We start from the raw sequence: 21,381 nt of genomic DNA, 5'->3' as shown, positions 1-21,381 counted from the left end.
CAGCCGGGCCGGCCGGCCGAGGGGGGCAACGCGCACTCATGGGCGCTTCCCCTCCCGTCCGGCGGGGGCGAGCCCGGCGAGGTAGGTGGTGCGCGGCTTGGTGTTGAGGTGGCCGAGCAGGGAGTAGTTGCGCGGGTCGCGCTTGGCCGCGGAGACCTCGCTCTGCGGGTCGGCGACGTTGCCGAAGCTGATCGCCCGCGTCGGGCAGGCGCCCTGGCAGGCGGTCTCCACCGTGCCGTCGGGGATCGGGGCATGGGCGTCCTTGGCCGAGTCGATCCGGGCCGTGGCGATGCGCTGGATGCAGTAGGTGCACTTCTCCATCACGCCGCGGGCGCGCACGCTCACCTCGGGGTTGCGCTGCTGCTGGGTCACGGGGGGCATCCCGCCGGAATAGTCGAGGTAGTTGAACCGCCTGACCTTGTAGGGGCAGTAGCTCTGGCAGGTCCGGGTCCCGACGCAGCGGTTGTAGACCTGCAGGTTCAGCCCCTCGCTGTCGTGCAGCGTCGCCTCGACCGGGCAACCGAGTTCGCACGGCGCCGCCTCGCAATGCATGCAGGGCACCGGCTGGAAATGGGTCGCCGGGGCCTCCGGGTCGCCCTCGTAGTAGCGGTCGATCCGGATCCAGCCGAGCCAGCGGCCCCGCGCCACCTCCTCGCGGCCGACCACGGGGATGTTGTTCTCCGCCTGGCAGGCGGTGACGCAGGCGTTGCAGCCGGTGCAGGTGTCGAGGTCGATCGCCATGCCCCATTGTGCCGCGGTCCAGCGGTCCTGCGAGTCCGGCGGGGGATAGAACGAGGGGGCCGGGGCCGCATCCGTGGGGTCGCCCACCGGCGCCGCGCCGACGACCTGGCGGCGGATGATCGCGCGGCCCTCCGCGTCGTCGGGCAGGGCGCCGAGGTGCTGGGTGGTGGCCGGCATCCGGGTCTCCCCGGTGCGCACGAGGCGCGCGCCGGCCAGATGCCAGGGCGTGTCCACCGGGCGGAGGAGGCCGGCATCGTAGCCGAGGCCGCGGGAGAGGTGGTCGGGCACGTCCCGCCCGTAGCCGAGGCTCAGGGTCACGGTGGTCTCGGCCTGCCCGGGCAGGATCCAGGCCGGCCCGGTGAGGCTGCGCCCCTCCGCCTCGATCCGCACGAGGTCGCCGTTGGCCAGCCCCTCCCTCGCGGCGAGGGCGGGGCTCACGGCCACGACGTTCTCCCACACCACCTTGATCAGGGGCTTGGGCAGCTCCTGGAGCCACGCGAGGTCGGCATGGGTCCCGTCGTAGAGGGTGCCGTCCGGCCGGAACGCCAGCTCGATCCCCCCCGCCGGAGCGGGGACGGGGGCGGGAGGGGTCGGCGGGACGCCGGTGAGGGTCACGGCCTCCGCCGGGGCGGCGCCGTCGGCGAAGAAGCCCTTCCGCAGGGCCTCCGCGAAGCGCCCGTCGAAGGCCGCGTCGTCCTCGCCCTCCCGGCGCCAGCGGCGCTTGAGCAGGCCGAGGGCGTCGGTCCCCTCGTCCGCGCCGGCGAGAAAGGCCAGCACCTCCGGCGGGGTGTGGCCGTTGTAGAACGGCGCCACGGTCGGCTGGATCAGCCCCACCGTCCCGTCGAGGGAGCGCACGTCGCCCCAGGATTCGAGGGGGTGGGCGAGGGGCAGGTGCCAGTCCGCATGGGCGCCGGTCTCGTCGTAGTAGAGCCCCGCATGGATCTTGAGCGGGACGCGCTCCATCCGCGCGGCGAAGCGGAGGGCGCCGGGCGCGTCGTAGACCGGGTTGGCGCCGAGCACGATCAGCGCCTGGACCTCGCCCCGGTCGATCGCCCCGGCGAGGTCGGCCAGGGACCCGGCGCCGGCCTCGGCGGCGGGCGCCACATGGTGCAGGGTCGCGCCGGTATTGCCCAGGGCGCCGTTGAGGCGGTGGACCAGGGCGTGCAGGTCCGGGCTCGCGGCGAGCCCGGCCGTGACGATCCCCGCGCCGCGGGCCTGCCCCAGCGCCGCCCAGGCCCGGCCTGCCCATCGCCCGGCCGGATCGTCTCCGGCGGGCGCGGCCCCGCCCCCGGCGGCGGCGAGCATCGCCCGGGCGAGCTCCTCCAGCCTGCCGGCGGGGACGGGCACGGCGTCGTCCGCCTTGGCGCTGGTCAGGCCGGGGGTGGGCGCGGCCGAGTAGAGGGGGAGCAGGCGCCCCTCCGCCAGGGCCGCCCGGCGGGCATCGCTCCAGCGGCGCGACAGGCCGACCTGCCCCGGCCCGAGGTCGAGGAAGTCGCCGTCGAGGGAAACGATGGCCCGGGCCCTGCCGAAATCGGGGAGCGTCTCCACCGGGCGGCCATAGGCGCGGCGGGCGCCCTCGAGGAGCCCGTCGCGGGTCGAGTTGGTGAACCACCGCGCCTCCGGGTAGGCCTCGCGCCACCGGGCGAGCCCGGCCGCCAGCGTCGGGGAGGTCACGGGGCCGGTGAGCAGGGCGACGCCCCTGCCGGAGGCGGCCCGCCACGCCGCCGTCTGCGCGGCCATGGCGCCGTTGAAGGCCGCCCAGGAGGCCGGGCGGCCGAGATGCTGCACCGCCTGGCTGCGGAACGGATCGTAGAGGCCGAGGATGGAGGCCTGGGCCAGCACGTCGGTGCCGCCGCGGCTCCAGGGGTGGTCGGGGTTGCCCTCGACCTTGAGGGGCCGGCCGTTGCGGGTGGTGACGAGGATGCCGTTGCCGAAGCCGTCGAACAGGGCGCTCGACGCGTAGGACAGGGGGGCGCCGGGCACGATCCGCTCGGGCTCGTTGACGTAGGGCACCTCGTAGTCGCGCCCGTCGGCCCCGCAGGCGGTGAGCCCCCCGAGGGCGAAGGACGCGGCCATCAGCTTCAGGAAGCCCCGCCGCCCTGGCTGCGCGGCGAGGCGCGAGGCGGCCGGGAACTCCACCGCCAGATAGGCGCGGAACTCGTCCGAATCGGCCACGGCGTCGAGGCTGCGCCAGAAACGCGGACCGTCGCCGCCCTGGAGGCGCGCCCGCAGGGCCGGGAGATCGGGCGTACCTGTCATCGGTGGCAGATCCCGCATTCGGTGAGGCGCTCGCCGCCACGGACGTGGTAGCGCGCCGCGAGGGTGGGACCCAGGCTGGCCTGATCGGCCGGGGGCTTCCACTCCATGTTCCAGATCTCGGCGGGCGGGCGCAGGTTCTTCTCGGGCGCCCGGTGGCAATCGAGGCAGAACTGCATCTCGAAGGCGTTGGCCCGGTAGGTCATCTGCATCGAGGTCACGTCGCCGTGGCAGCTGGAGCAGCCGACCCCCTTGGTCACGTGGACCGAGTGGTTGAAGTAGACGTAGCCCGGCAGCTTGTTCAGCCGCTTCCACACCAGGGGCTTGTCCTCGGTGTAGCTGTCGCGCACCGGCTTCAGCATGTCCGAGCCGGTCCAGATCTGCGAATGGCAGGTCATGCAGGTATGGGTGGGGGGGATGCCCGCGCTCGCCTCCTTCTCCACGCTGGTGTGGCAGTAGCGGCAATCGATCCCGAGTTCGCCGGCATGGTGCTTGTGGCTGAAGGGGAGGGGCTGGCTCGGGGCGATCCCCACCCCGGTCACGTAGTTCGACCGGACGATGCCGGCCGCCAGCACCGGCAGGGCGACGAGGCAGGAGGCGAGGGTCATCAAGACGAGGCGGTAGATGGCGTCGGCGCCGGGCGAGAAGAGCTGCGCCGTCCCGAAGCCCGATGGCCGGTCGTCGGCGTTCCCGTTCACACCCGTCCTCCCAATCGCCGAACCGCTGCCGTTCGCGATGCAGCGAAGGTAGAGCCGTTCCAGGGGCGGGCCAGCCCTGCGGCTGCGGCCAAACGTGCCCGACGCGGGCCTCCCCCTCCCCATTCGCGGGGGGTGGGGGAGGGACCGGGGTCGCACGGTGCCAGCCGAAACGGTGTAAAAGCCTCCGTCGCCCCCGCTCCGAAGGCCCGATGGAAACCGATCCCCTCGTCCTCACCTGGCGCACCGCCCGGCGCCTGCACGCCACCGCGACGGCCCTCGCCGTGGTCGTCGGCACGCCGCTCTGCGCCCTGACGCTCCTGTGCCTGCGGGACCTGATCGGGGTGATGCTGCAGGACGAGGCGACGCGGGTGCGGTTCCTGCGCCTCGCCGTCGCCCTGCCGGAGGGCGAGCGGGTGCTCGCGCCGGGGATGGGCCTGCGGCCGATCGATCTCGAGCTGGCGGGTTTCCTCGGCATCGCCGCCTGCGCCGTGGCGCTCGCCGGCCTCGGCTGGCTGGTGGCGGCCCTGTGCTTCCGCGCCCAGAACCGCACCGCGGACGCCGTGCGCGGGCGGGTGATCCGGGGGATCATCGCCGCGCCGGCCGGCGCCCGGGACGACATCCGCGGCCTCGCCCGCCTGCTCAGCGACGTGCTGAGCCGCAGCGAGCGCCTGCTCTCGGCGGGCATCGTCGTGCCGGTCCTGGCCCTGGTCGCCGTGTTGCAATCCCTGGCCTTCGCCGCGCTCGCCGCGCCGCGGCTGGTGCCGGCGGCGGCCATCGGCCTGGCGGCCACGGGCCTCGCCGACGCCCTGATCCTCCGCCGCGCCCGGGAGCGGCAGGAGCTGCGGACGCGCACCGATGCGCGGGTCGAGGCCGGGCTGACGGACCTGATCCGCCGCCTGCCCGCGGTGCGCAACCACGGGGCGGGGGCCCTCGAAGTGTCCCGGATCACCGCCCGCGTCGCCGCCAGCCGGGCCAAGATCGCCCGCGCCGAAGCCCGCCTCGCCTATGCCCGCGCCCCGGCCGTCGCGCTGGCGGCGATCCTGCCCGCCCTGGCCATCGGGATCGCCCTGTGGCGCTCGGGCGGCCCCGGCCATCCGCCGGCCACCCCGGTCGAGCCGGCCGCCCTGGCCGCCGCGGCGGGGGCTTTCGGCGTCGCCGCATGGCTCGTCGGGGCGAGCGTGCGGCTCTGGCTCGGCCGGCAGGCCCTCCGGCCGCGGATGCGCGAGATCGCCCGCACCATGACGGTCCTCGAAGGCCGCGGCGGCGGCCGGCCAAGCCCCACCGCGTCCCGGCCGCTGCGGCCCTTCCCCCGGGCGGGGACCCTCGCGACCAGGGAGGTCGGCGCCTTCGACCCCGGAACGGGCGAGCGGCTGGCCCGCGTCGACGTGGCGGTGACGATGCCCGGCCACGTGGCGATCACCGGAGGGCGGGGCAGCGGCGCCCGGGTGCTGGCGGCGGTGCTCGCCGGGCAGATCGAGCCCACCGCCGGCGCAGTCACCTACGACGGGGAGGACTTCGCCGCCCTCGACCCGGCGCAGCGCGCGAAACGGATCGCCTTCGCCGGGGGCGAGGCGGTGCTCGTGCAGGGGAGCCTGCGCCAGAACCTGCTCTACGGGACCGGCCCGTCCGAGGCCCCCGACGACATCGCCCTCATCGGCCTGTGCCGCCTCACCGGCCTCGACGGCTTCGTCTACGCCCGCGGCCTCGAAGGGCGGCTCGACCCGGAGGCGGACCCCGCCCTCGCCGCCGCCATCGTCGCCGCCCGGCGGGGGATGCAGGCGGCGCTCGCCCACGAAGGCGCCGGCCGCCTCGTGGAGCCGTTCGACCCCACCCTCTACAACCACCAAGCGAGCGTGGGCGAGAACATCCTGTTCGGCACCCCGGTCGGGGGCGCCTTCGCCCCGGCGCGGCTCGCCCGCCACCCCTACATGCGCGCCGTGCTGGAGGCCGAGGACCTCGTGCGGGCCCTCACCGAGATCGGCCTGACGGTGGCGCGGATGACCGTCGAGATCTTCTCGGAACTGCCCAACGACCACCCGCTCTTCGACGCCTACTCGCTGTTCCCGGCCGCCGAGCGGGGCTATTTCGAGGACCTCGTGGTCCGCCTGCCCGCGGCGGGCGCCCTGCGGCGGGGGCCGGCGGGCCAGCGCGACCGCAAGCGTCTGATCGGCCTCGCCCTGCGCTACAGCGAGACGCGCCACCGCTTCGGCCTCATCGACGCGGCCTTCGAGGAGCGCCTGCTCCAGGCCCGGCGCTCCTTCGCCCGGATGCTGCCGTCGCACCTGGCCGGCGCCGTCGAGTTCCACGACCCGGCCCGGATCAACCCCGCCGCGAGCCTGGAGGAGAACCTGCTGTTCGGCCGGGTGAGCCTCGGCGAGGCCAATGCCGAGCCGCGGGTGCGGGCGCTGCTCCGGCGCTTCCTTGCCGACGAGGGGCTGGAGGCGGCGGTCTACCGCCTCGGCCTCGACAGCCCCGTCGATCCCCAGGGCGGGGGCACCCTGTCGGACAATGCGGTCGGCGCCCGGGACCGCATCGGCATCGAACTCGTCCGCTGCCTCGCCCGCGATCCGGACATCCTCGTCATGGCGGTGCTGGAGGCCCGGCAGCCGGAGGATTTCGACGCGCGGCTCGCGGGCCTGCGCCGCTCCCGCGCGGGGCGGGGGCTGATCGTCTGCCTGCACGGTAGCGCGCTGCCCGCGTCGCCGGACCCGTTCGACGCGGTGATCGCCGTGGAGAACAGCACCGTCGTGCCGCAGGTGGCCGCCCCCGTCCCCGAGCCGGCCTTGAGCACGCCGTAAAGGAGGGCCACGGAGAAACCCGCGCTTTACGGTCAGTTAAGCATGATGCTGTTGCGGTGGCGGCGCATCGCCCCCCAGGATCCCACCCCCCGATCCATGCCCCTCCGGAGATCCCTCGCCGCCGGCCTCGTCCTCCTCGCCCTCGGCTCCGCCGCGGCGGCGCAGGACAAGGCCCAGGCCCCGATCCCGGCGGGGACCCTGGCGCTAATGGCGGCCAAGGGCACCACCGCCGCGGCGCCGGTGGTGTTCCGCGCCTACAAACGCGACTCCGAGCTCGAAGTGTGGAAGCGCGGGCCCAAGGGCTACGTCTTCATCAAGGCCTTCCCGATCTGCCGCTGGTCCGGCCAGCTCGGCCCCAAGCGCCGCAACGGCGACCGGCAGGTGCCGGAGGGGTTCTATACGGTCGCGCGCCGGCAGATGAACCCGAACTCGCACTACCACCTGTCCTTCGACGTCGGCTATCCGAACGAGTACGACCGGTCGCACGGCAGCTCCGGCTCGGCGATCATGGTGCACGGCATCTGCTCGTCCATGGGCTGCTTCGCCATGACGAACGGGACGGTGGAGGAGATCTACGCCATCGCCCGCGAGGCCCTGGCGGGTGGGCAGGCGGCCTTCCAGTTCCAGTCCTACCCGTTCCGCATGACCGCGGAGAACCTCGCCCGGCACCGGGCCGACCCGAACTTCGCCTTCTGGCAGAACCTGAAGGAAGGCTCGGACCGGTTCGAGGCGACGGGCGAGGAGCCGCAGGTCTCGGTGGCGGCGGGCCGCTACGCCTTCGCCCCCTCGAAGGATCCGAAGCGCGAGGCCGCCTACGTCACCCGCCACGCCATCGAGGAGGCACGGATCGCCACCCTGGCGAGCGAGGGGATCCAGGCCGTGCGCACCACCTATTCCGACGGGGGCCAGAACGCCTTCTGGGCGTCCTACGTGTCGCGGGGCGGGACGGTGGGCGACATCAGCCGCCCGGAGGCCCTGGCCTTCGCCGCGCAGGAGGTGGTCGTGGTGCCCGCCCGCCGCCGTCCGTCCCCCGTCCCCGAGGAGGTCTGGGCCGTCTGGCTCGCCTCCAAGGCCGTGCCCGCGCCGGTCCAGGCGGCTTTCGTGCCGGCCTATGCGCGCCGCCGCGATTCCCTCGCCCTCCTGTCCGATCCGCTCCAGACCCGCTACGCCGACAGCCTGCCGCAACTCCTGCGCGACGGAATCGGCCGGGATCCCGGGGCGCGGACGCCGCCCGGCCCCCTCGCCTCGGCGGCGCCGTTCTGAGCCGCGCGCCCCCCCGGGAAAACACGCTCCGGCAAAGCTTTAGCCCCCGGCCCGGGCGGCATCGCCGGCCCGTGGGCGACGGGATGCGGGGTCCGGCCCCGTGTGTGCGCCCGCACATCACGGCGCGGTTGCATTCCCCAATTCATTGTCCGTGCGGGACGAAACGGTACTCCTGTTCCATTCGTCCGCCGACTTCGCCCGTTTTCTCTGGAACGACGACGGAAATCCGATCTTGAACGGTCGGGAAAATCCGTCCGAAGCCCCGTGATCATCATGTCCCAGGATCCCGTGCCGCTTCCGGGCACAGCGAACGACGACCTCGTCCTCAGGTTCTGGGGCGTGCGTGGGTCGACTCCGGTCAGCGGGCCGCAATACGCCGAGTTCGGCGGCAACACCCCGTGCATGGAAGTGCGCTGCGGCGAGCGCCTCTTTGTCGTCGATGCCGGCTCCGGCCTCTACAACATGGGCCAGAATCACCGGACGGATCTGCCCCGCGAGGTCGATCTCCTCTTCAGCCACCTCCACCTCGACCACACGGCGGGCCTGCCGTTCTTCAAGCCGGCGGTTCTGGATTGCAGCCGCACCATCAACACCTGGTGCGGCAACCTCGGCGGCGAATCGGCCGGGGCGGCCCTCGGCCGGCTGTTCTCCCCGCCGCTCTTCCCCATCGCCCTCGACGATCTCTGCTGCACCTTCAACCACCACGGGTTCGAGGCGGGCCAGCCCCTCGTCTTCGAGGACGGCGCCCGGGTCGACACGATGCTCCTCAACCACCCGCAGGGCTCGGTCGGCTACCGCTTCGAGCACGGCGGCCGGCGCCTCTGCCTGATCAGCGACATCGAGCACCGGGACCCCTGGCCGGACCCGGCCCTGGCCGAGTTCGTCTCCGGCGCCGACCTGATGGTCTATGACGGCATGTTCACCGACGGCGAGTATCCGACCTGCCGCGGCTGGGGCCACTCGACGTGGCAGAAGGGCGTGGAGCTCGCCCGTGCGGCGGGGGTGAAGGCGCTCGCCATCATCCACCTGCACCCCGCCCATTCGGACACGATGCTGCGCGAGATCGAGGCCGACCTCCAGGCCGCCATGCCGGGCGCCTTCATCGCCCGGGAGCGGCAGAGCGTCGTGGTCGGCGGGCAGCAGCCCGTCCTGGCGGACCGTCCGGACGCCCCGTGCCCGGCCCCGGGCGTCCTGCGCCGACGCCGCGCCCGGGCCGCCTGACCCCCGCGCGCGGCGTCCCTCAGGCCGCCCGCTTCCGCCGGCCGCGCTGCAGGCGCCGGAAGGCGAACAGCACGAACAGGGCCGCCCCGATGGTGAGGATGCTCCACCCGTAGGGCGAGACGGCCTGCTGGTCGATGGGGTGGCCGACGAGCCCCAGGGCCACGAGCAGGCCGAACACGGCGATCACCGCCGAGCCGAGCATTCCGACTATCATCGCATCCCTCGCACGCCGCCCGGCCGACCGGACGAGAGCGGAGGAAATGCACATGCCGCCCCGCCGTTCCGGGCCGGCGGCCATTCCCCGTTCACGCATCCGCGTGTGGCCCGCGCCCCTCCCATGCGGCGCCCGGTTGGGCTAAGGAGGCGCGAGGCGATGCCATCCCGCACCGCGAGGAGCCCGAGACCACGGTGATGACCGGCCAGGATTTGCAGCTCGACCCGCAGCACGAGACGCCCGCCGGGCCGGCGCGTCGCCCCGACACGCAACTCGTGACGATCTTCGGCGGGTCCGGCTTCCTCGGCCGCCACGTGGTGCGGGCGCTCGCCAAGCGCGGCTACCGGATCCGCGTCGCGGTGCGGCGGCCCGACCTCGCCCTGTTCCTCCAGCCCCTGGGCAAGGTGGGCCAGATCGTGGCCGTCCAGGCGAACCTGCGCTACGCCGAATCGATCACCCGCGCCGTCGAGCGGTCGGACGTGGTGATCAACCTCGTCGGCATCCTGCAGGAGAGCGGGCCGCAGCGCTTCGGCCGGCTCCAGGCCGAGGGGGCCGGGGCCATCGCCCGGGCCGCCGCGGCGGCGGGCGCCCGGATGATCCAGGTCTCCGCCATCGGCGCCGACGCGGCCTCGCCCTCGGCCTATGCCCGCACCAAGGCGGAGGGCGAGCGCCACGTGCTCGCCGCCTGCCCGGACGCGATCATCATGCGGCCGTCCCTGATCTTCGGGCCGGGCGACAGCTTCTTCAACCGCTTCGCCGGCCTCGCCCGCTCCCTGCCGGTGCTGCCGCTGGCCGGGGCGCAGACCCGGTTCCAGCCGGTCTTCGTCGGCGACGTGGCCGAGGCCATCGCCCGGGCGGTGGACGGCAAGGTCCCCGGCGGCCGGGTCTACGAGCTCGGCGGCCCGGAGGTGGCGACCCTCGACCACCTCGTGCGCTACATGCTGAAGACGATCCAGCGCAGCCGCCTCGTCCTCGACCTGCCCCTGCCCCTGGCGAAGATCCAGGCCCGGGTCCTCGAGATCGTCGACACCCTGACGCTCGGCATGCTCCCCGACGCCCTGAAGCTCACCCGCGACCAGGTGGTCCTGCTCCAGACCGACAACGTCGTCTCCGACGCGGCCAAGGCGGAGGGGCGCAGCTTCGAGGCCCTCGGCATCGTGCCGACCGCCGCCGAGGCCGTGGTGCCGGGCTACCTCTGGACCTTCCGCAAGGCGGGCCAGTTCGCCGACGGCAGGGGCACCGAGGCCCAGGCCGGCGTGCCGGACATGATCGCGCCGACCCCGATGGCCGCCCCCTCCACCCACCGCCCGGATCGGGCCGCCGGCCCGGCCATCGGCGCCGACGCCGGCAGCAGCCAAATGGGCGCCCGCTGGGGGACGCGGAAGTAGGGGCCGCCTTCTCCCCGCCTCCTCATCCCGGGTGTCTGACCGGAAAGCCGAGACCTCCCCTCACTCCCCCTCATCCTGAGGTGCCGCGCAGCGGCCTCTAAGGAGGCCTCCGCTGCGCTCCGGCACCTCGGGGTGAGGAGGTGGGTGGGACGGTTGTCGCCACGCCCCGCACCGACGGTGGACGCGCTTACCGCACCACGGCCTTCGCCTTCAGCGCCTCGCACTCGGCCGCCCCGAGGCCCAACCGTTCCTCCAGAATCTCCGCGGTCGAGCCGCCGAGGGCGGGCGGCATCCGACGCACCGGTATCCGCTGCCCGTCGAGGCGGTAGACCGGGGCGATGACCCGGCCCCCCTCGGCCTCGCCGACGATCAGCCCGGCCTCCCGCGCCCGCTCGCCCAGCAGCGCCTCCCGCAGGCCCGCCACCTCGCCGCAAGGGATGCCCGCCTGCCGCAGCCGCGCGATGAGGGCGTGACGGGTCCACTTGGCGAGTTCGGCGTCCAGCACCGGCACGAAGGCCGCCCGGTTCTTCGACCGGTCGAGGTTGGTGGCGAAGCGCGGGTCGGCGCAGAGGTCCGGCCGCTCCAGCACCTGCTCGCAGAAGCGCCGGTACTGCGCGTTGTTACCGACGGTGATGACCACCGGCCCGTCCCCCGCCGCGAACACGCCGTAGGGGACGATGGAGGGGTGCGAGTTGCCGTAGCGGAGGGAATCGAACCCCTGCGCCAGGGATTCGAGCCCGTAATAGGAGGTGAGCGACACGCCGCTGTCGAACAGGGCGAGGTCGATCCTGCGCCCCTTGCCGGTCCGCTCCCGCTGGTAGAGGGCCGCCAGCACCGCCTGGGCGGCGTATTGCCCGGTGAACAGATCCACCGCCGCGACGCCGAACTTCAGGGGCGGGCCATCCTGCTCGCCGTTGAGGGCCATGACGCCCGATTCGCCCTGCACCACGAGGTCGTAGCCCGGCCGCGTCGCCTCCGACCCGTCCGAGGCGTAGCCGGAGACGGAGCAGTAGATCAGCCGTGGGTTCTCCGCCGCGAGGGCGGCATAGCCGAGCCCGAGCCGGTCGGCGCCGCCGGTCTTGAAGTTCTGCACCAGCACGTCGCTCTCGCGGGCCAGGGCCTTCACCAGCGCGAGCCCCTCCGGGTCGGCGAGGTCGACGCCGATGGAGCGCTTGTTGCGGTTCACGCTGTCGAAATACGAGGTGTTGCCCGGGGTGGTCCGCACGCCCCAGTCGCGGGTGTCGTCGCCCCGCTCCGGGTGCTCCACCTTGACGACGTCGGCGCCGAGGTCCCCCAGCACCTGGGCGCACCAGGGGCCGGCGAGCACCCGGGACAGGTCGAGGACGCGCAGGCCCGCGAGGGGGAGGTCGTCGGGGTCGAACGTCATGGCGGAACCCTCATGCGCCCATCACGCCGTCGAGGCCGCGCACGGCCTCGATCAGGCGCGGCCGGGCCACCTCCAGCAGGAAGCGCGCATCGGTGATCACCGAGGGCGCGCCGCAATTCACCGACATCACCGGTAGCCCCCCGCCGGGATCGAAGCCGACGGCGATGGCCGAGACCGTCTCCTGCCACTCCCCGAACGAGGTGCAGCAGCCGGTCTCCCGGTGCTCTGCCACCGCCCGGTCGAGGCCGGCGCGCAGGCCGGGCCACGCCACGGGGTCGAGGGCCTTCAGGTCCTCGTAGATCCGCTCGCGCTCCCGCTCGGGGCAGACGGCGACGTAGGCCCGGCCCATGGCGCTGCGGGCCAGCGAGATCCGCGAGCCGGTGTCGAGGTTGAGGGCGATGGCCGCCGGCCCCCGGTGGCAATCGACGTAGCGCATGCTGAGCCCGTCGCGCACGCCGAGCCCCACCGAGGCGTTGGCCGCCTCCGCCACCGCCCGCAGGGCCGGCCGGGCGATGGCCCGCACGTCGAGCCCGCCCAGCGCCGCCGAGGCGAGGGCGATGGTCGCCGTGCCGAGGCGGTAGCGGCCGGATTCCGGCAGGTGCTGCAGGTAGCCCAGCCGGGTCAGGGTGTGGGTCAGCCGGGAGACGGTCGAGCGCGGCAGGCCGCAGCTCTCGGCGATGTCCTGGTTGGCGAGGCTCGTCCGCCCCGGCCCGAAGCAGGCCAGCACGGACAGGCCCCGGGCCAGGGCGGTGACGAAGTGCCGGTCCTCCCCGGCCGCCTCGGCGGCGGGGTCACTCATCCCGCCAGCCGGGCCTTCGCCCGCGCGTAGTCCCGCGCGAGGCGGGCCACGAGGTCGGCGGTCTTCGGCACGTCGTCGATGCTGCCGACGCCCTGACCGGCGCCCCAGACGTCGCGCCACGCCTTCACCGTGTCGCCGCCGCCGAAATTCATCGCCGTCTTGTCCCGCTCGGGCAGGGCGTCGGGGTCGAGGCCGGCGGCGCGGATGCTCGGGGTCAGGTAGTTGCCCGGCACCCCGGTGAAGCAGGGCGTGTAGAGGATGTCCGCCGCGGACGAGCCGGCGATCATCTCCCGGTAGCCGGGGGCGGCGTTGGCCTCCTGCGTGGCGATGAAGCGGGTGCCCATATAGGCGAGGTCGGCGCCCATGGCCTGGGCGGCCAGGATGGCCGAGCCCGTGGCGATGGCCCCCGACAGGATGATCGGCCCGTCGTAGAAGCGGCGCACCTCCGAGACCAGGGCGAAGGGCGAGAGCGTCCCCGCGTGGCCGCCGGCCCCGGCGCAGACGAGGATCAGCCCATCCACCCCCGCCTCCAGGGCCTTCTCGGCGTGGCGCACCGAGACCACGTCGTGGAACACCACCCCGCCATAGGCATGGACCGGCTTGATCACCGCATCGGGCGCCCGCAGGCTGGTGATGATGATCGGCACCTCGTGCCGCACGCAGGTCTCGACATCCTGGGCGAGCCGGTCGTTCGAGGCGTGGACGATCTGGTTGACTGCGTAGGGCGCGATCCTGCGCGATGGGTCGGCGACCTGCGCCGCGCGGAGCGTGCCGGCGATCCGGGTCAGCCACGCGTCGAGGACGGAGTGCGGCCGCGCGTTCAGGGCCGGGAACGAGCCGACCACCCCCGCGAGGCACTGGGCGATCACGAGGTCCGGCCCCGACACGATGAACATCGGCGCGGCGATGACCGGAAGCACGAGCCGCCCGCGCAGGACGGGGGGCAGGCGGCCCTCGGCCGGGGAGGGAACCGCGTCGCTCACGGATGGCGGGCTGCTCACGCGATCTCCTCCCTGGCGGTCCGAGGGGCCTTGCCGCCGAGCCGGGGAGGGATCGCACGCGGGTGATGGAGCTGTCAAACCGGGGCGGACGAGGCGTTCCGCAGGTTGGAACGACCATCCGCGGAGCGCGTCGTCTCTCCCGATCAGCTGGGTTACGGCACGCCGAGGGGGCGGCCGGCATTTCCCTCCCCCCCTGCGGGGGAGGGTGGCCCCCGGAGGGGTTGGGAGAGGGGAGCGACGGCGCAGGACAAGGCACGGCCCCACCCGACACGCACTCCCTCGTCCGGAGCCGCGCTCCCCTCTCCCCCCTGCTGCGCAGGGTACCCTCCCCCGCAGAGGGGGGAGGGGAATGCTGCGGAAGCGGCCTTGCCCTCGGCCATCCCGCCATCACTTGACACCCTCCGACCCCGCGGGCCATCTTCTCGTTTTGCGGAATTGAATTCTGCATCGCGAAACACGGAGGGAGACAGGGTGATCCAGCACGACGTCGGCGGCGGCATCGCCGTCCTCACCCTGGCGAATCCCCCCGTGAACGCCCTCGGCGCGGACCTGCGCGCCGCCCTCGATGGCGCCCTGGTCGCCGCCCTGGCGGACCCGGCGGTGCGGGCCGTGGTGATCGCCGCCGAGGGCAAGCTGTTCGTCGGCGGGGCGGACATCACGGAGTTCGGCAAACCGCCGCGCTCCCCGATCCTTCCGGAGATCCTGGCGCGGCTCGATGCGGCGCAGAAGCCGGTCGTCGCCGCGATCAACGGTGCGGCGCTGGGCGGGGGGCTCGAACTGGCGCTCGCCTGCCACGCCCGGTTGGCCGCGCCCGGGGCGGTGCTCGGCCTGCCGGAGATCAAGCTGGGGCTGATCCCCGGCGCCGGGGGCACGCAGCGCCTGCCCCGGCTGATCGGCCCCGGGCCCGCCTTCGCGATGATGCTGACCGGCGAGCCGGTGAGCGCCGGCCGGGCCGCGGAACTCGGCGTCGTGGACGAGGTGGAACTCGGCGACCTGCGCGAGGCCGCCCGGACCCATGCCCGCGAGCTGGCCGATGCCGGCCATCTGCCCCGGGCCCGCGACCGGGGCGAGCGCCTCACGCCGGAGGCCCGCGCCGCCTTCGAGGCGAAGGCCGCCGAGGCCCTGGCGCGGGACCCCGGCGCGACCAACGTCGCCGCCCTGGTCCGGGCGGTGCGCGGGGCCTTCGACCACACCTTCGACGAGGCGGTGGCGGCCGAGCGGGAGGAGTTCCGCACCCTGGTGGAGGATCCGCGCTCGCGGGCGATGCGCCACGCCTTCTTCGCCGAGCGCGGGGCCGCCAAAGTGCCGGGCCTGCCCAAGGACACGCCCCGCCGGGAGATCGCCCGGGCGGCGGTGATCGGCGCCGGCACGATGGGCGGGGGCATCGCCATGTGCTTCGCCAACGCCGGCATCCCGGTGACGGTGATCGACACCGAGCAGGGCGCCGTGGCGCAGGGGCTCGACCGGGTGCGCGGCCTCTATGCCGGCTCGGCCAAGCGCGGCTCGATCACGGAGGAGGAGCGGGATGCCCGGATCAGCCGCATCACCGGCGCGGTCGGCCTCGCTCACGCGGCCGGGGCCGACATCGTGATCGAGGCGGCCTTCGAGGAGATGGGCGTCAAGCGCACGATCTTCACCGAACTCGACCGGATCGCCAAGCCCGGGGCGATCCTGGCCACCAACACCTCCTACCTCGACGTGAACGCCATCGCCGCCGTGACGGGCCGGCCGCAGGACGTGCTCGGGATGCACTTCTTCAGCCCGGCCAACGTCATGCGCCTCGTGGAGGTGGTCCGCGGCGACAGGACCGCGCCGGACGCCCTGGCCACCGCCATCGACCTCGCCCGGCGGTTGAACAAGCTGCCCGTGGCGGTGGGCGTCTGCTTCGGCTTCGTCGGCAACCGGATGCTGGAGAAGCGCAGCCGGGCCGGCGAGCGCCTGCTGCTGGAAGGCGCCCTGCCGCACGAGATCGACGCGGCGGTGACGGCCTTCGGCTTCCGGATGGGGCCCTTCGCCATGAGCGACCTCGCCGGCCTCGACATCGGCTGGCGCTCGCGCAAGGATTTCGGCGGCCGGGCCCCCGTCGCCGACGCCCTCGCCGAGATGGGCCGCTACGGCCAGAAGACCGGGCGGGGCTTCTACGTCTACCCGGAGGGCGCGCGCACCGGCACCCGCGACCCGGAGGTGGAGGCGCTGATCGCCCGCACCGCGGAGGAGCACGGCATCGCCCGGCGCCGCTTTACCCCGGAGGAGATCGTCGCGCGGCTGATGTACCCGATGGTCAACGAGGGCGCGCGGATCCTGGAGGAGGGCATCGCCGCCCGCCCCGGCGACATCGATACGATCTGGATCAACGGCTACAACTGGCCGGCGTGGCGGGGCGGCCCGATGCACTGGGCCGACACGGTGGGCCTCCCCCGGATCGCCGCCGACCTCACCCGCTTCGCCGCCGAGACCGGCGACGCGAGCCAGGAGCCCGCGCCGCTCCTCCACCGCCTCGCCGCCGGGGGCGGGTGCTTCGGCGCGGCGGCGTGATGGCGGCGGCGCATCGTCGTCTTGGGCGGCAGACCGGAGCACCCGGTCCCGCCCACCCTCGCCCTCATCCTGAGTCGCCCGCGTCGGCGGGCCTCGAAGGAGGCCTTCAGGGCGCACCGCGATCCCTGGAGCCCTCCTTCGGGGCCGGCGCTGCGCGCCGGCACCTCAGGATGAAGCCGAGGATGGGATGTCGCCCCCGCGGCCCGACGCGCCGGGCCGACCGCACCGGAAGGACACCCGCATGACCGACGCGGTGATCGTTGCCACCGCCCGCACGCCCATCGGCCGGGCGCACCGGGGCGCGTTCAACCGGGTGGACGGGGTCGACCTCGCCGCCCACGCGATCCGCGCCGCCCTCGACCGGGCCCGGCTGGAGCCGGAGGCGGTGGAGGAGGTGGTGCTCGGCTGCGGCTACCCGGAGGGGTCCACGGGGGGCAACGTCGCCCGGCGGGCAGCCCTGGTGGCGGGCCTGCCGGTGCAGTCGGCCGGCGTGACGGTCTCGCGGTTCTGTGCCTCCGGGCTGGAGGCCATCGCCTCCGCCGCCCGGCGGATCGTCCTCGATGGCGTGCCCGTGGCGGTGGCGGGGGGCGTCGAATCGATCAGCCTCGTCCAGCCCCATGTCCGGCGGGAGCTGACCCGGAACGCGTGGCTCGACGCCCACCTGCCGGCCATCGCCATGCCGATGATCGAGACCGCGGACCTCGTGGCGCAGCGCTACGGCATCTCCCGCGAGGCGCAGGACGCGTTCGCGCTGGAGAGCCAGCGTCGCACGGCGGCCGCGCAGGAGGCCGGGCTGTTCGATGACGAGATCGTGCCGATGAGCGCGGTCATGGCCGTCACCGACAAGGCCACCGGCGAGACCCGGCCGGTGGAGACCCGCCTGACGCAGGACGAGGGCAACCGCCCCGACACCACGCGCGACGGCCTTGCCAAGCTCACGCCCGTGCGCGGGGAGGGCGCCTTCGTCACCGCCGGCAATGCCAGCCAGCTCTCCGACGGCGCGGCGGCCAGCGTGCTGATGTCCGCCGCCGAGGCCGCCCGGCGGGGGCTGACGCCGCTCGGCACGTTCCGCGGCTTCGCCTCGGCGGGCTGCGCCCCCGACGAGATGGGCATCGGCCCGGTCCTCGCCGTGCCGCGCCTGCTGGAGCGGCACGGGCTCCGGGTCGCCGACATCGACCTGTGGGAGCTGAACGAGGCCTTCGCCTCGCAATCGGTCTACTGCCGCGACCGGCTCGGGATCGACCCGGCGCGGGTGAACGTCAACGGCGGCGCCATCGCCATCGGCCACCCCTTCGGCATGTCCGGGGCCCGCCTCGTCGGCCACGCCCTGCTCGAAGGGCGCCGCCGGGGGGCGCGCTACGCCGTGGTCACGATGTGCGTCGCCGGCGGCCAGGGCTGCGCCGGCCTGTTCGAGATCGGGGGCTGATCATGGATCTTCGCTTCACCGCCGACGAGGTCGCCTTCCGCGACGAGGTGCGCAGCTTCTGCCGGGAGAAGATCCCGGCCGAGATCCGCCGGAAGGTCTCCGAGGGGCGCGGCCTCTCCAAGGAGGACATCGTCACCAGCCAGCGCATCCTCAACGCCAAGGGCTGGGCGGTGCCGCACTGGCCGGTGGAATGGGGCGGCCGGGATTGGACCACGGTCCAGCGCTACATCTACACCGAGGAGCTGTTCCAGGCGGCGGTGCCCCTGCCGCAGCAGTTCAACTGCTACATGTTCGGGCCCGTGCTCGCGACCTTCGGCCGGCAGGACCAGAAGGCGCGCTTCCTCCCCCGCGCCGCCAACCTCGACGACTGGTGGTGCCAGGGCTTCTCCGAGCCCGGCGCCGGCTCCGACCTCGCCTCCCTCAAGACCAAGGCGGTGCGCGACGGCGACCATTACGTGGTCGACGGCCAGAAGACCTGGACGACGCTCGGCCAGCACGCGGACTGGATCTTCTGTCTGGTCCGCACCGATTTCGCGGCGAAGAAGCAGCGCGGCATCTCCTTCCTGCTGATCGACATGAAGACGCCCGGCATCACCGTCCGGCCGATCATCACCCTGGAGGGCCGGCACGAGGTCAACGAGGTGTTCTTCGACGCGGTGCGGGTGCCGGTGGAGAACCTCGTCGGCGAGGAGAACAGGGGCTGGGACTACGCCAAGTTCCTGCTCGCCAACGAGCGCACCGGCATCGCCCGGATCGGCCTCACCAAGGAGCGCATCACCCGGATCAAGCGCCTCGCGAAGGAGATGCCGGCCGGGGCGGGCACGATGTGGGACGACCGGGACTTCCGCGCCCGCGTCGCCGGGGTCGAGGTGGAGCTGAAGGCCCTGGAGATCACCCAGATGCGGGTGGCCGCCAAGCAGGGCCGGGCCGATTCGGTGGAGCCCGATCCGGCCTCCTCGCTCCTGAAGATCCGCGGCTCGCAACTGCAGCAGGCGGCGACCGAGCTCCTCCTCGAACTCGCCGGCCCCTTCGCCCTGGCCGCGCCGCTCCGGGGGGAGGGCGCCAACGACCTGCCCGGCGGGTTCGACTGGGTCGATGCGGCGGCGCCGAGCTACTTCAACAACCGCAAGGTCTCGATCTACGGCGGCTCGAACGAGATCCAGCACAACGTGATCGCCAAGGGTATTCTGGGGTTGTGACCGTGACCCACCCGCCCTCGACGGGGATCATTGAAGGACCATTCCCACCCTCTTCCTCATCCTGAGGTGCCCGCGTCAGCGGGCCTCGAAGGAGGGCTCCAGGGATCGCAGGGACGTCTGGAAGGCTCCTTCGAGGCGGCTTCGCCGCACCTCAGGACGAAGGGGAGGGGTGGGACAGGCGGTCAGCGCTCGGATCCCGCAAACGTACCCTCTGCGGGGGAGGGAACGACACAGGAGAGCAACCATGGATTTCGACCTGAACGAGGACCAGACGCTCCTGCGCGACAGCGTCGAGCGGCTCTGCGCCGGGCTTTATCCCTCGCTGGAAGCCCGGCAGGCCCATGCCAAGGCGCCGCTCGGCTTCCCCGACGCGAACTGGCAGACGTTCGCCGACCTCGGCATCTTCGGCCTGCCCTTCCCGGAGGAGGCCGGCGGCTTCGGCGGCGGTCCGGTCGAGACCATGCTGGTGATGGAGGCGGTGGGCCGCCACCTCGTGGTCGAGCCCCTGTTCCCGACCCTGGTGCTCGGCGCCACGGCCCTGCGCCTTGGGGGGAGCCCGGAGCAGCTGGCCCGCCTCGCCCCCGGCCTGATCGAGGGCGCACTGCGCCTCACCCTGGCCCATACCGAGCGGCAATCGCGCTACGACCTGTTCGACGTGGCGACCACCGCCCGGCGTGACGGCGACGGCTTCGTGCTCAACGGGGCCAAGTCCATCGTGCCGAACGCCGACTCGGCCGGGCTGATCGTGGTCTCGGCCCGGGTCTCCGGCGAGCGCCGGGACCGCGGGGGGATCGGCCTGTTCCTCGTCCCCGCCGACGCGCCGGGGGTGAGCCTCTCGCCCTATCCGACCCAGGATGGCGGCCGGGCGGCGGAGGTGACCTTCTCGGACGTGGCGCTGCCGGCCGACGCGGCTCTGGGCGATCCGGAGGGCGGGCTGCCCCTCCTCGAACGGGTGATCGAGCACGGCATCGCGGCGCTCGCCGCCGAGGCGGTGGGCTCGATGGAGACCCTGCACCGGCTCACCGTCGATTACCTGAAGACCCGCACGCAGTTCGGCACGGCGATCGGCGCGTTCCAGGCGCTCCAGCACCGGGCGGTGGACATGCTGATCGAGCTGGAACAGGCCCGCTCGATGGCGCTCTACGCGGCGATGATGGTGGATTCGGAGGATGCCGCCGCCCGCGCCGGGGCCCTGGCGGCGGTGAAGGTGCGCATCAACACCGCCTGCCGCGCCCTCGGCCAGGAGGCGGTGCAGCTCCACGGCGGAATCGGCATGACGATGGAATACCTCGGTGCCCACCACTTCAAGCGGCTGGCGATGATCGCGACCCAGCTCGGCGACACGCCGCACCACCTGCGGACCCTCACCGACGCGGAGGACGGCCTGCTGGCGGCTTAGGCCGCCGTCATCCCCCCACCACACCCGTCATTGCGAGGCGAAGCCGAAGCGATTCGGGGCGCGCCCTCTCCGGAGAAGGCGGCGCCGGCTGGATCGCTGCGCGACGCTCGCAATGACGGCAGCGGTCGCACGCTCAGTTGAACAGCGACCCGACCCCGCCCTGCACCCGCGACAGGCCGGACTTGGCCACCGCGTTGCTCGGGTCGATGGTGGCGGCGCGCTGGTAGTTGTCCAGCGCCTCCTTGCGCTGGCCCGACTTCTCGTAGGCGAGGCCGCGGTAGGCCCAGGACGTGGCGTCCTTGTTGTTCACGTTGAGGGCCGCGTTGTAGTCCTCGATGGCCTTCGGATACTGGTTCGTGGCGATCAGGCTCTGGCCGCGGGCGGCGTAGGGGGCCGAGACGAAGGGGTTGCGGTCGATGGCGGCGTCGAAGTCGGCGATGGCCTGGCTGTCGAGCCCCTGCTTCTGCTTGACGAGGCCGCGGGCATGGTACGCCTCGGCCGATTCCGGGCTGAGGCGGATCGCGACGTTCAGGTCGCTGAGGGCGCCGTCGAGGTTGCCCTGGGCGCGCTCGACGTTGGCGCGGCCGATATAGGCCGGGCCGTAATTCGGGTCGGCGCTGATCGCCTTCGTGAAGTCCTGCACGGCGGCGTCGTTGCGGCCGGTCTGGCGCAGGGCGAGCGCCCGGTTGTTGTAGGCCGAGGCCGAATTCGGATCGAGCTGGATCGCCTTCGTGAAGTCGCCGATCGCCTCGTTGAACTGGCCGGCGCGGGCATAGGCGGCGCCGCGGGTCGTGTAGGCGGCGGCGTCCGACGGGTTGCGCTGGATCACCTCGGAGAGGGAGGCGATGTTGCTCGTGGTCGCCCCCGTCGTGTCCGTCTCCAGCACCGCGTATTGGCGCGCGCCCGCGGCGCTGCCGACGGTCTCGCAGCCGGCCAGCGCCGCAGCCGCGACCGCCGCCGCGCCGACCAGCGCGGCCTTCGAAACGAGCCCGTTGCGTTGCGTCATCGCCCCATACTCCCCGGAGCCGCCGGCCTCTGCACGGCGCCCCGCCCCAT

The 21,381-nt window shown here is 73.6% G+C and carries 15 protein-coding genes; 8 read left to right on the top strand and 7 right to left on the bottom strand.

Annotation, left to right across the window (positions count from 1 at the left end):
• Positions 1 to 36: 36 nt before the first annotated feature.
• Positions 37 to 3,000: a TAT-variant-translocated molybdopterin oxidoreductase gene (locus MKK53_RS11675; RefSeq protein ID WP_243928861.1), complete on the bottom strand. Its 2,964-nt coding sequence runs from the start codon at positions 2,998 to 3,000 to the stop codon at positions 37 to 39.
• Positions 2,997 to 3,605 (bottom strand): cytochrome c3 family protein, encoded by a 609-nt coding sequence (locus tag MKK53_RS11670; protein ID WP_243928994.1) that lies wholly within the window; start codon positions 3,603 to 3,605, stop codon positions 2,997 to 2,999. The genes MKK53_RS11675 and MKK53_RS11670 overlap by 4 nt, the downstream gene beginning before the upstream one ends.
• Before the next feature lie 299 nt (positions 3,606 to 3,904).
• On the opposite strand from MKK53_RS11670, the gene MKK53_RS11665 reads away from it, so the two are divergent.
• The 3 genes from MKK53_RS11665 (at position 3,905) to MKK53_RS11655 (ending at position 8,977) form a co-directional block, all read left to right on the top strand.
• On the top strand, positions 3,905 to 6,493 hold the full coding sequence (locus tag MKK53_RS11665; protein ID WP_243928860.1) for an ABC transporter ATP-binding protein: 2,589 nt from the start codon (positions 3,905 to 3,907) through the stop codon (positions 6,491 to 6,493).
• 96 nt (positions 6,494 to 6,589) lie between these two features.
• Positions 6,590 to 7,756 (top strand): murein L,D-transpeptidase family protein, encoded by a 1,167-nt coding sequence (locus tag MKK53_RS11660; RefSeq protein WP_243928859.1) that lies wholly within the window; start codon positions 6,590 to 6,592, stop codon positions 7,754 to 7,756.
• Positions 7,757 to 8,029: 273 nt separating this feature from the next.
• Positions 8,030 to 8,977 (top strand): MBL fold metallo-hydrolase, encoded by a 948-nt coding sequence (locus MKK53_RS11655; RefSeq protein WP_243928858.1) that lies wholly within the window; start codon positions 8,030 to 8,032, stop codon positions 8,975 to 8,977.
• Positions 8,978 to 8,996: 19 nt separating this feature from the next.
• Here the strand turns inward: MKK53_RS11655 and MKK53_RS11650 are convergent, their stop codons facing one another.
• Positions 8,997 to 9,191 carry a hypothetical protein gene (locus MKK53_RS11650; protein ID WP_243928857.1) on the bottom strand — a complete coding sequence of 65 codons (195 nt, stop codon included), beginning with the start codon at positions 9,189 to 9,191 and terminating at the stop codon, positions 8,997 to 8,999.
• Positions 9,192 to 9,388: 197 nt separating this feature from the next.
• Between MKK53_RS11650 and MKK53_RS11645 the strand changes: the two genes are divergently transcribed.
• A complete protein-coding gene (locus tag MKK53_RS11645) occupies positions 9,389 to 10,579 on the top strand; it encodes a complex I NDUFA9 subunit family protein (protein ID WP_243928856.1) in 1,191 nt (396 codons plus the stop codon).
• A 187-nt stretch (positions 10,580 to 10,766) separates the two neighbouring features.
• Here the strand turns inward: MKK53_RS11645 and MKK53_RS11640 are convergent, their stop codons facing one another.
• From MKK53_RS11640 to MKK53_RS11630, 3 genes are read right to left on the bottom strand one after another with little or no spacing between them, the layout of a single operon-like run.
• Complete coding sequence (locus MKK53_RS11640) at positions 10,767 to 11,966, bottom strand: CaiB/BaiF CoA transferase family protein (RefSeq protein ID WP_243928855.1); 1,200 nt, start codon at positions 11,964 to 11,966, stop codon at positions 10,767 to 10,769.
• A 10-nt stretch (positions 11,967 to 11,976) separates the two neighbouring features.
• A complete protein-coding gene (locus MKK53_RS11635; protein WP_243928854.1) occupies positions 11,977 to 12,765 on the bottom strand; it encodes an IclR family transcriptional regulator in 789 nt (262 codons plus the stop codon).
• Complete coding sequence (locus tag MKK53_RS11630; RefSeq protein WP_243928993.1) at positions 12,762 to 13,661, bottom strand: NAD(P)H-dependent flavin oxidoreductase; 900 nt, start codon at positions 13,659 to 13,661, stop codon at positions 12,762 to 12,764. Before MKK53_RS11630 ends, MKK53_RS11635 begins: the two co-directional genes overlap by 4 nt.
• A 576-nt stretch (positions 13,662 to 14,237) precedes the next feature.
• Between MKK53_RS11630 and MKK53_RS11625 the strand changes: the two genes are divergently transcribed.
• From MKK53_RS11625 to MKK53_RS11610, 4 genes are all read left to right on the top strand, one after another.
• Complete coding sequence (locus MKK53_RS11625) at positions 14,238 to 16,301, top strand: 3-hydroxyacyl-CoA dehydrogenase NAD-binding domain-containing protein (protein WP_243928853.1); 2,064 nt, start codon at positions 14,238 to 14,240, stop codon at positions 16,299 to 16,301.
• 241 nt (positions 16,302 to 16,542) lie between these two features.
• Positions 16,543 to 17,727: an acetyl-CoA C-acyltransferase gene (locus tag MKK53_RS11620; protein WP_243928852.1), complete on the top strand. Its 1,185-nt coding sequence runs from the start codon at positions 16,543 to 16,545 to the stop codon at positions 17,725 to 17,727.
• Positions 17,728 to 17,729: 2 nt separating this feature from the next.
• Entirely contained in the window at positions 17,730 to 18,926 is a 1,197-nt protein-coding gene (locus tag MKK53_RS11615) for an acyl-CoA dehydrogenase family protein (protein WP_243928851.1), read from the top strand.
• A gap of 244 nt (positions 18,927 to 19,170) precedes the next feature.
• Complete coding sequence (locus MKK53_RS11610; RefSeq protein WP_243928850.1) at positions 19,171 to 20,325, top strand: acyl-CoA dehydrogenase family protein; 1,155 nt, start codon at positions 19,171 to 19,173, stop codon at positions 20,323 to 20,325.
• A 133-nt stretch (positions 20,326 to 20,458) separates the two neighbouring features.
• Here MKK53_RS11610 and MKK53_RS11605 read toward each other — a convergent pair whose 3' ends face one another.
• The gene (locus tag MKK53_RS11605) at positions 20,459 to 21,331 is read right to left on the bottom strand and encodes a tetratricopeptide repeat protein (protein ID WP_243928849.1); all 873 of its coding nucleotides are present in this window, start codon (positions 21,329 to 21,331) and stop codon (positions 20,459 to 20,461) included.
• Positions 21,332 to 21,381 lie beyond the last annotated feature (50 nt).

It is taken from the genome of Methylobacterium sp. J-076, from assembly GCF_022829405.1.
Classification (GTDB): domain Bacteria; phylum Pseudomonadota; class Alphaproteobacteria; order Rhizobiales; family Beijerinckiaceae; genus Methylobacterium.
This window is presented reverse-complemented; position numbering and strand designations above follow the sequence as displayed.

Bases quoted from the DNA above. Each gene is read 5' to 3' on its own strand.
- MKK53_RS11675 (WP_243928861.1), bottom strand. From the start codon at position 3,000: ATGACAGGTACGCCCGATCTCCCGGCCCTGCGGGCGCGCCTCCAGGGC.
- MKK53_RS11670 (WP_243928994.1), bottom strand. From the start codon at position 3,605: ATGACCCTCGCCTCCTGCCTCGTCGCCCTGCCGGTGCTGGCGGCCGGC.
- MKK53_RS11665 (WP_243928860.1), top strand. From the start codon at position 3,905: ATGGAAACCGATCCCCTCGTCCTCACCTGGCGCACCGCCCGGCGCCTG.
- MKK53_RS11660 (WP_243928859.1), top strand. From the start codon at position 6,590: ATGCCCCTCCGGAGATCCCTCGCCGCCGGCCTCGTCCTCCTCGCCCTC.
- MKK53_RS11655 (WP_243928858.1), top strand. From the start codon at position 8,030: ATGTCCCAGGATCCCGTGCCGCTTCCGGGCACAGCGAACGACGACCTC.
- MKK53_RS11650 (WP_243928857.1), bottom strand. From the start codon at position 9,191: ATGATAGTCGGAATGCTCGGCTCGGCGGTGATCGCCGTGTTCGGCCTG.
- MKK53_RS11645 (WP_243928856.1), top strand. From the start codon at position 9,389: ATGACCGGCCAGGATTTGCAGCTCGACCCGCAGCACGAGACGCCCGCC.
- MKK53_RS11640 (WP_243928855.1), bottom strand. From the start codon at position 11,966: ATGACGTTCGACCCCGACGACCTCCCCCTCGCGGGCCTGCGCGTCCTC.
- MKK53_RS11635 (WP_243928854.1), bottom strand. From the start codon at position 12,765: ATGAGTGACCCCGCCGCCGAGGCGGCCGGGGAGGACCGGCACTTCGTC.
- MKK53_RS11630 (WP_243928993.1), bottom strand. From the start codon at position 13,661: ATGTTCATCGTGTCGGGGCCGGACCTCGTGATCGCCCAGTGCCTCGCG.
- MKK53_RS11620 (WP_243928852.1), top strand. From the start codon at position 16,543: ATGACCGACGCGGTGATCGTTGCCACCGCCCGCACGCCCATCGGCCGG.
- MKK53_RS11615 (WP_243928851.1), top strand. From the start codon at position 17,730: ATGGATCTTCGCTTCACCGCCGACGAGGTCGCCTTCCGCGACGAGGTG.
- MKK53_RS11610 (WP_243928850.1), top strand. From the start codon at position 19,171: ATGGATTTCGACCTGAACGAGGACCAGACGCTCCTGCGCGACAGCGTC.
- MKK53_RS11605 (WP_243928849.1), bottom strand. From the start codon at position 21,331: ATGACGCAACGCAACGGGCTCGTTTCGAAGGCCGCGCTGGTCGGCGCG.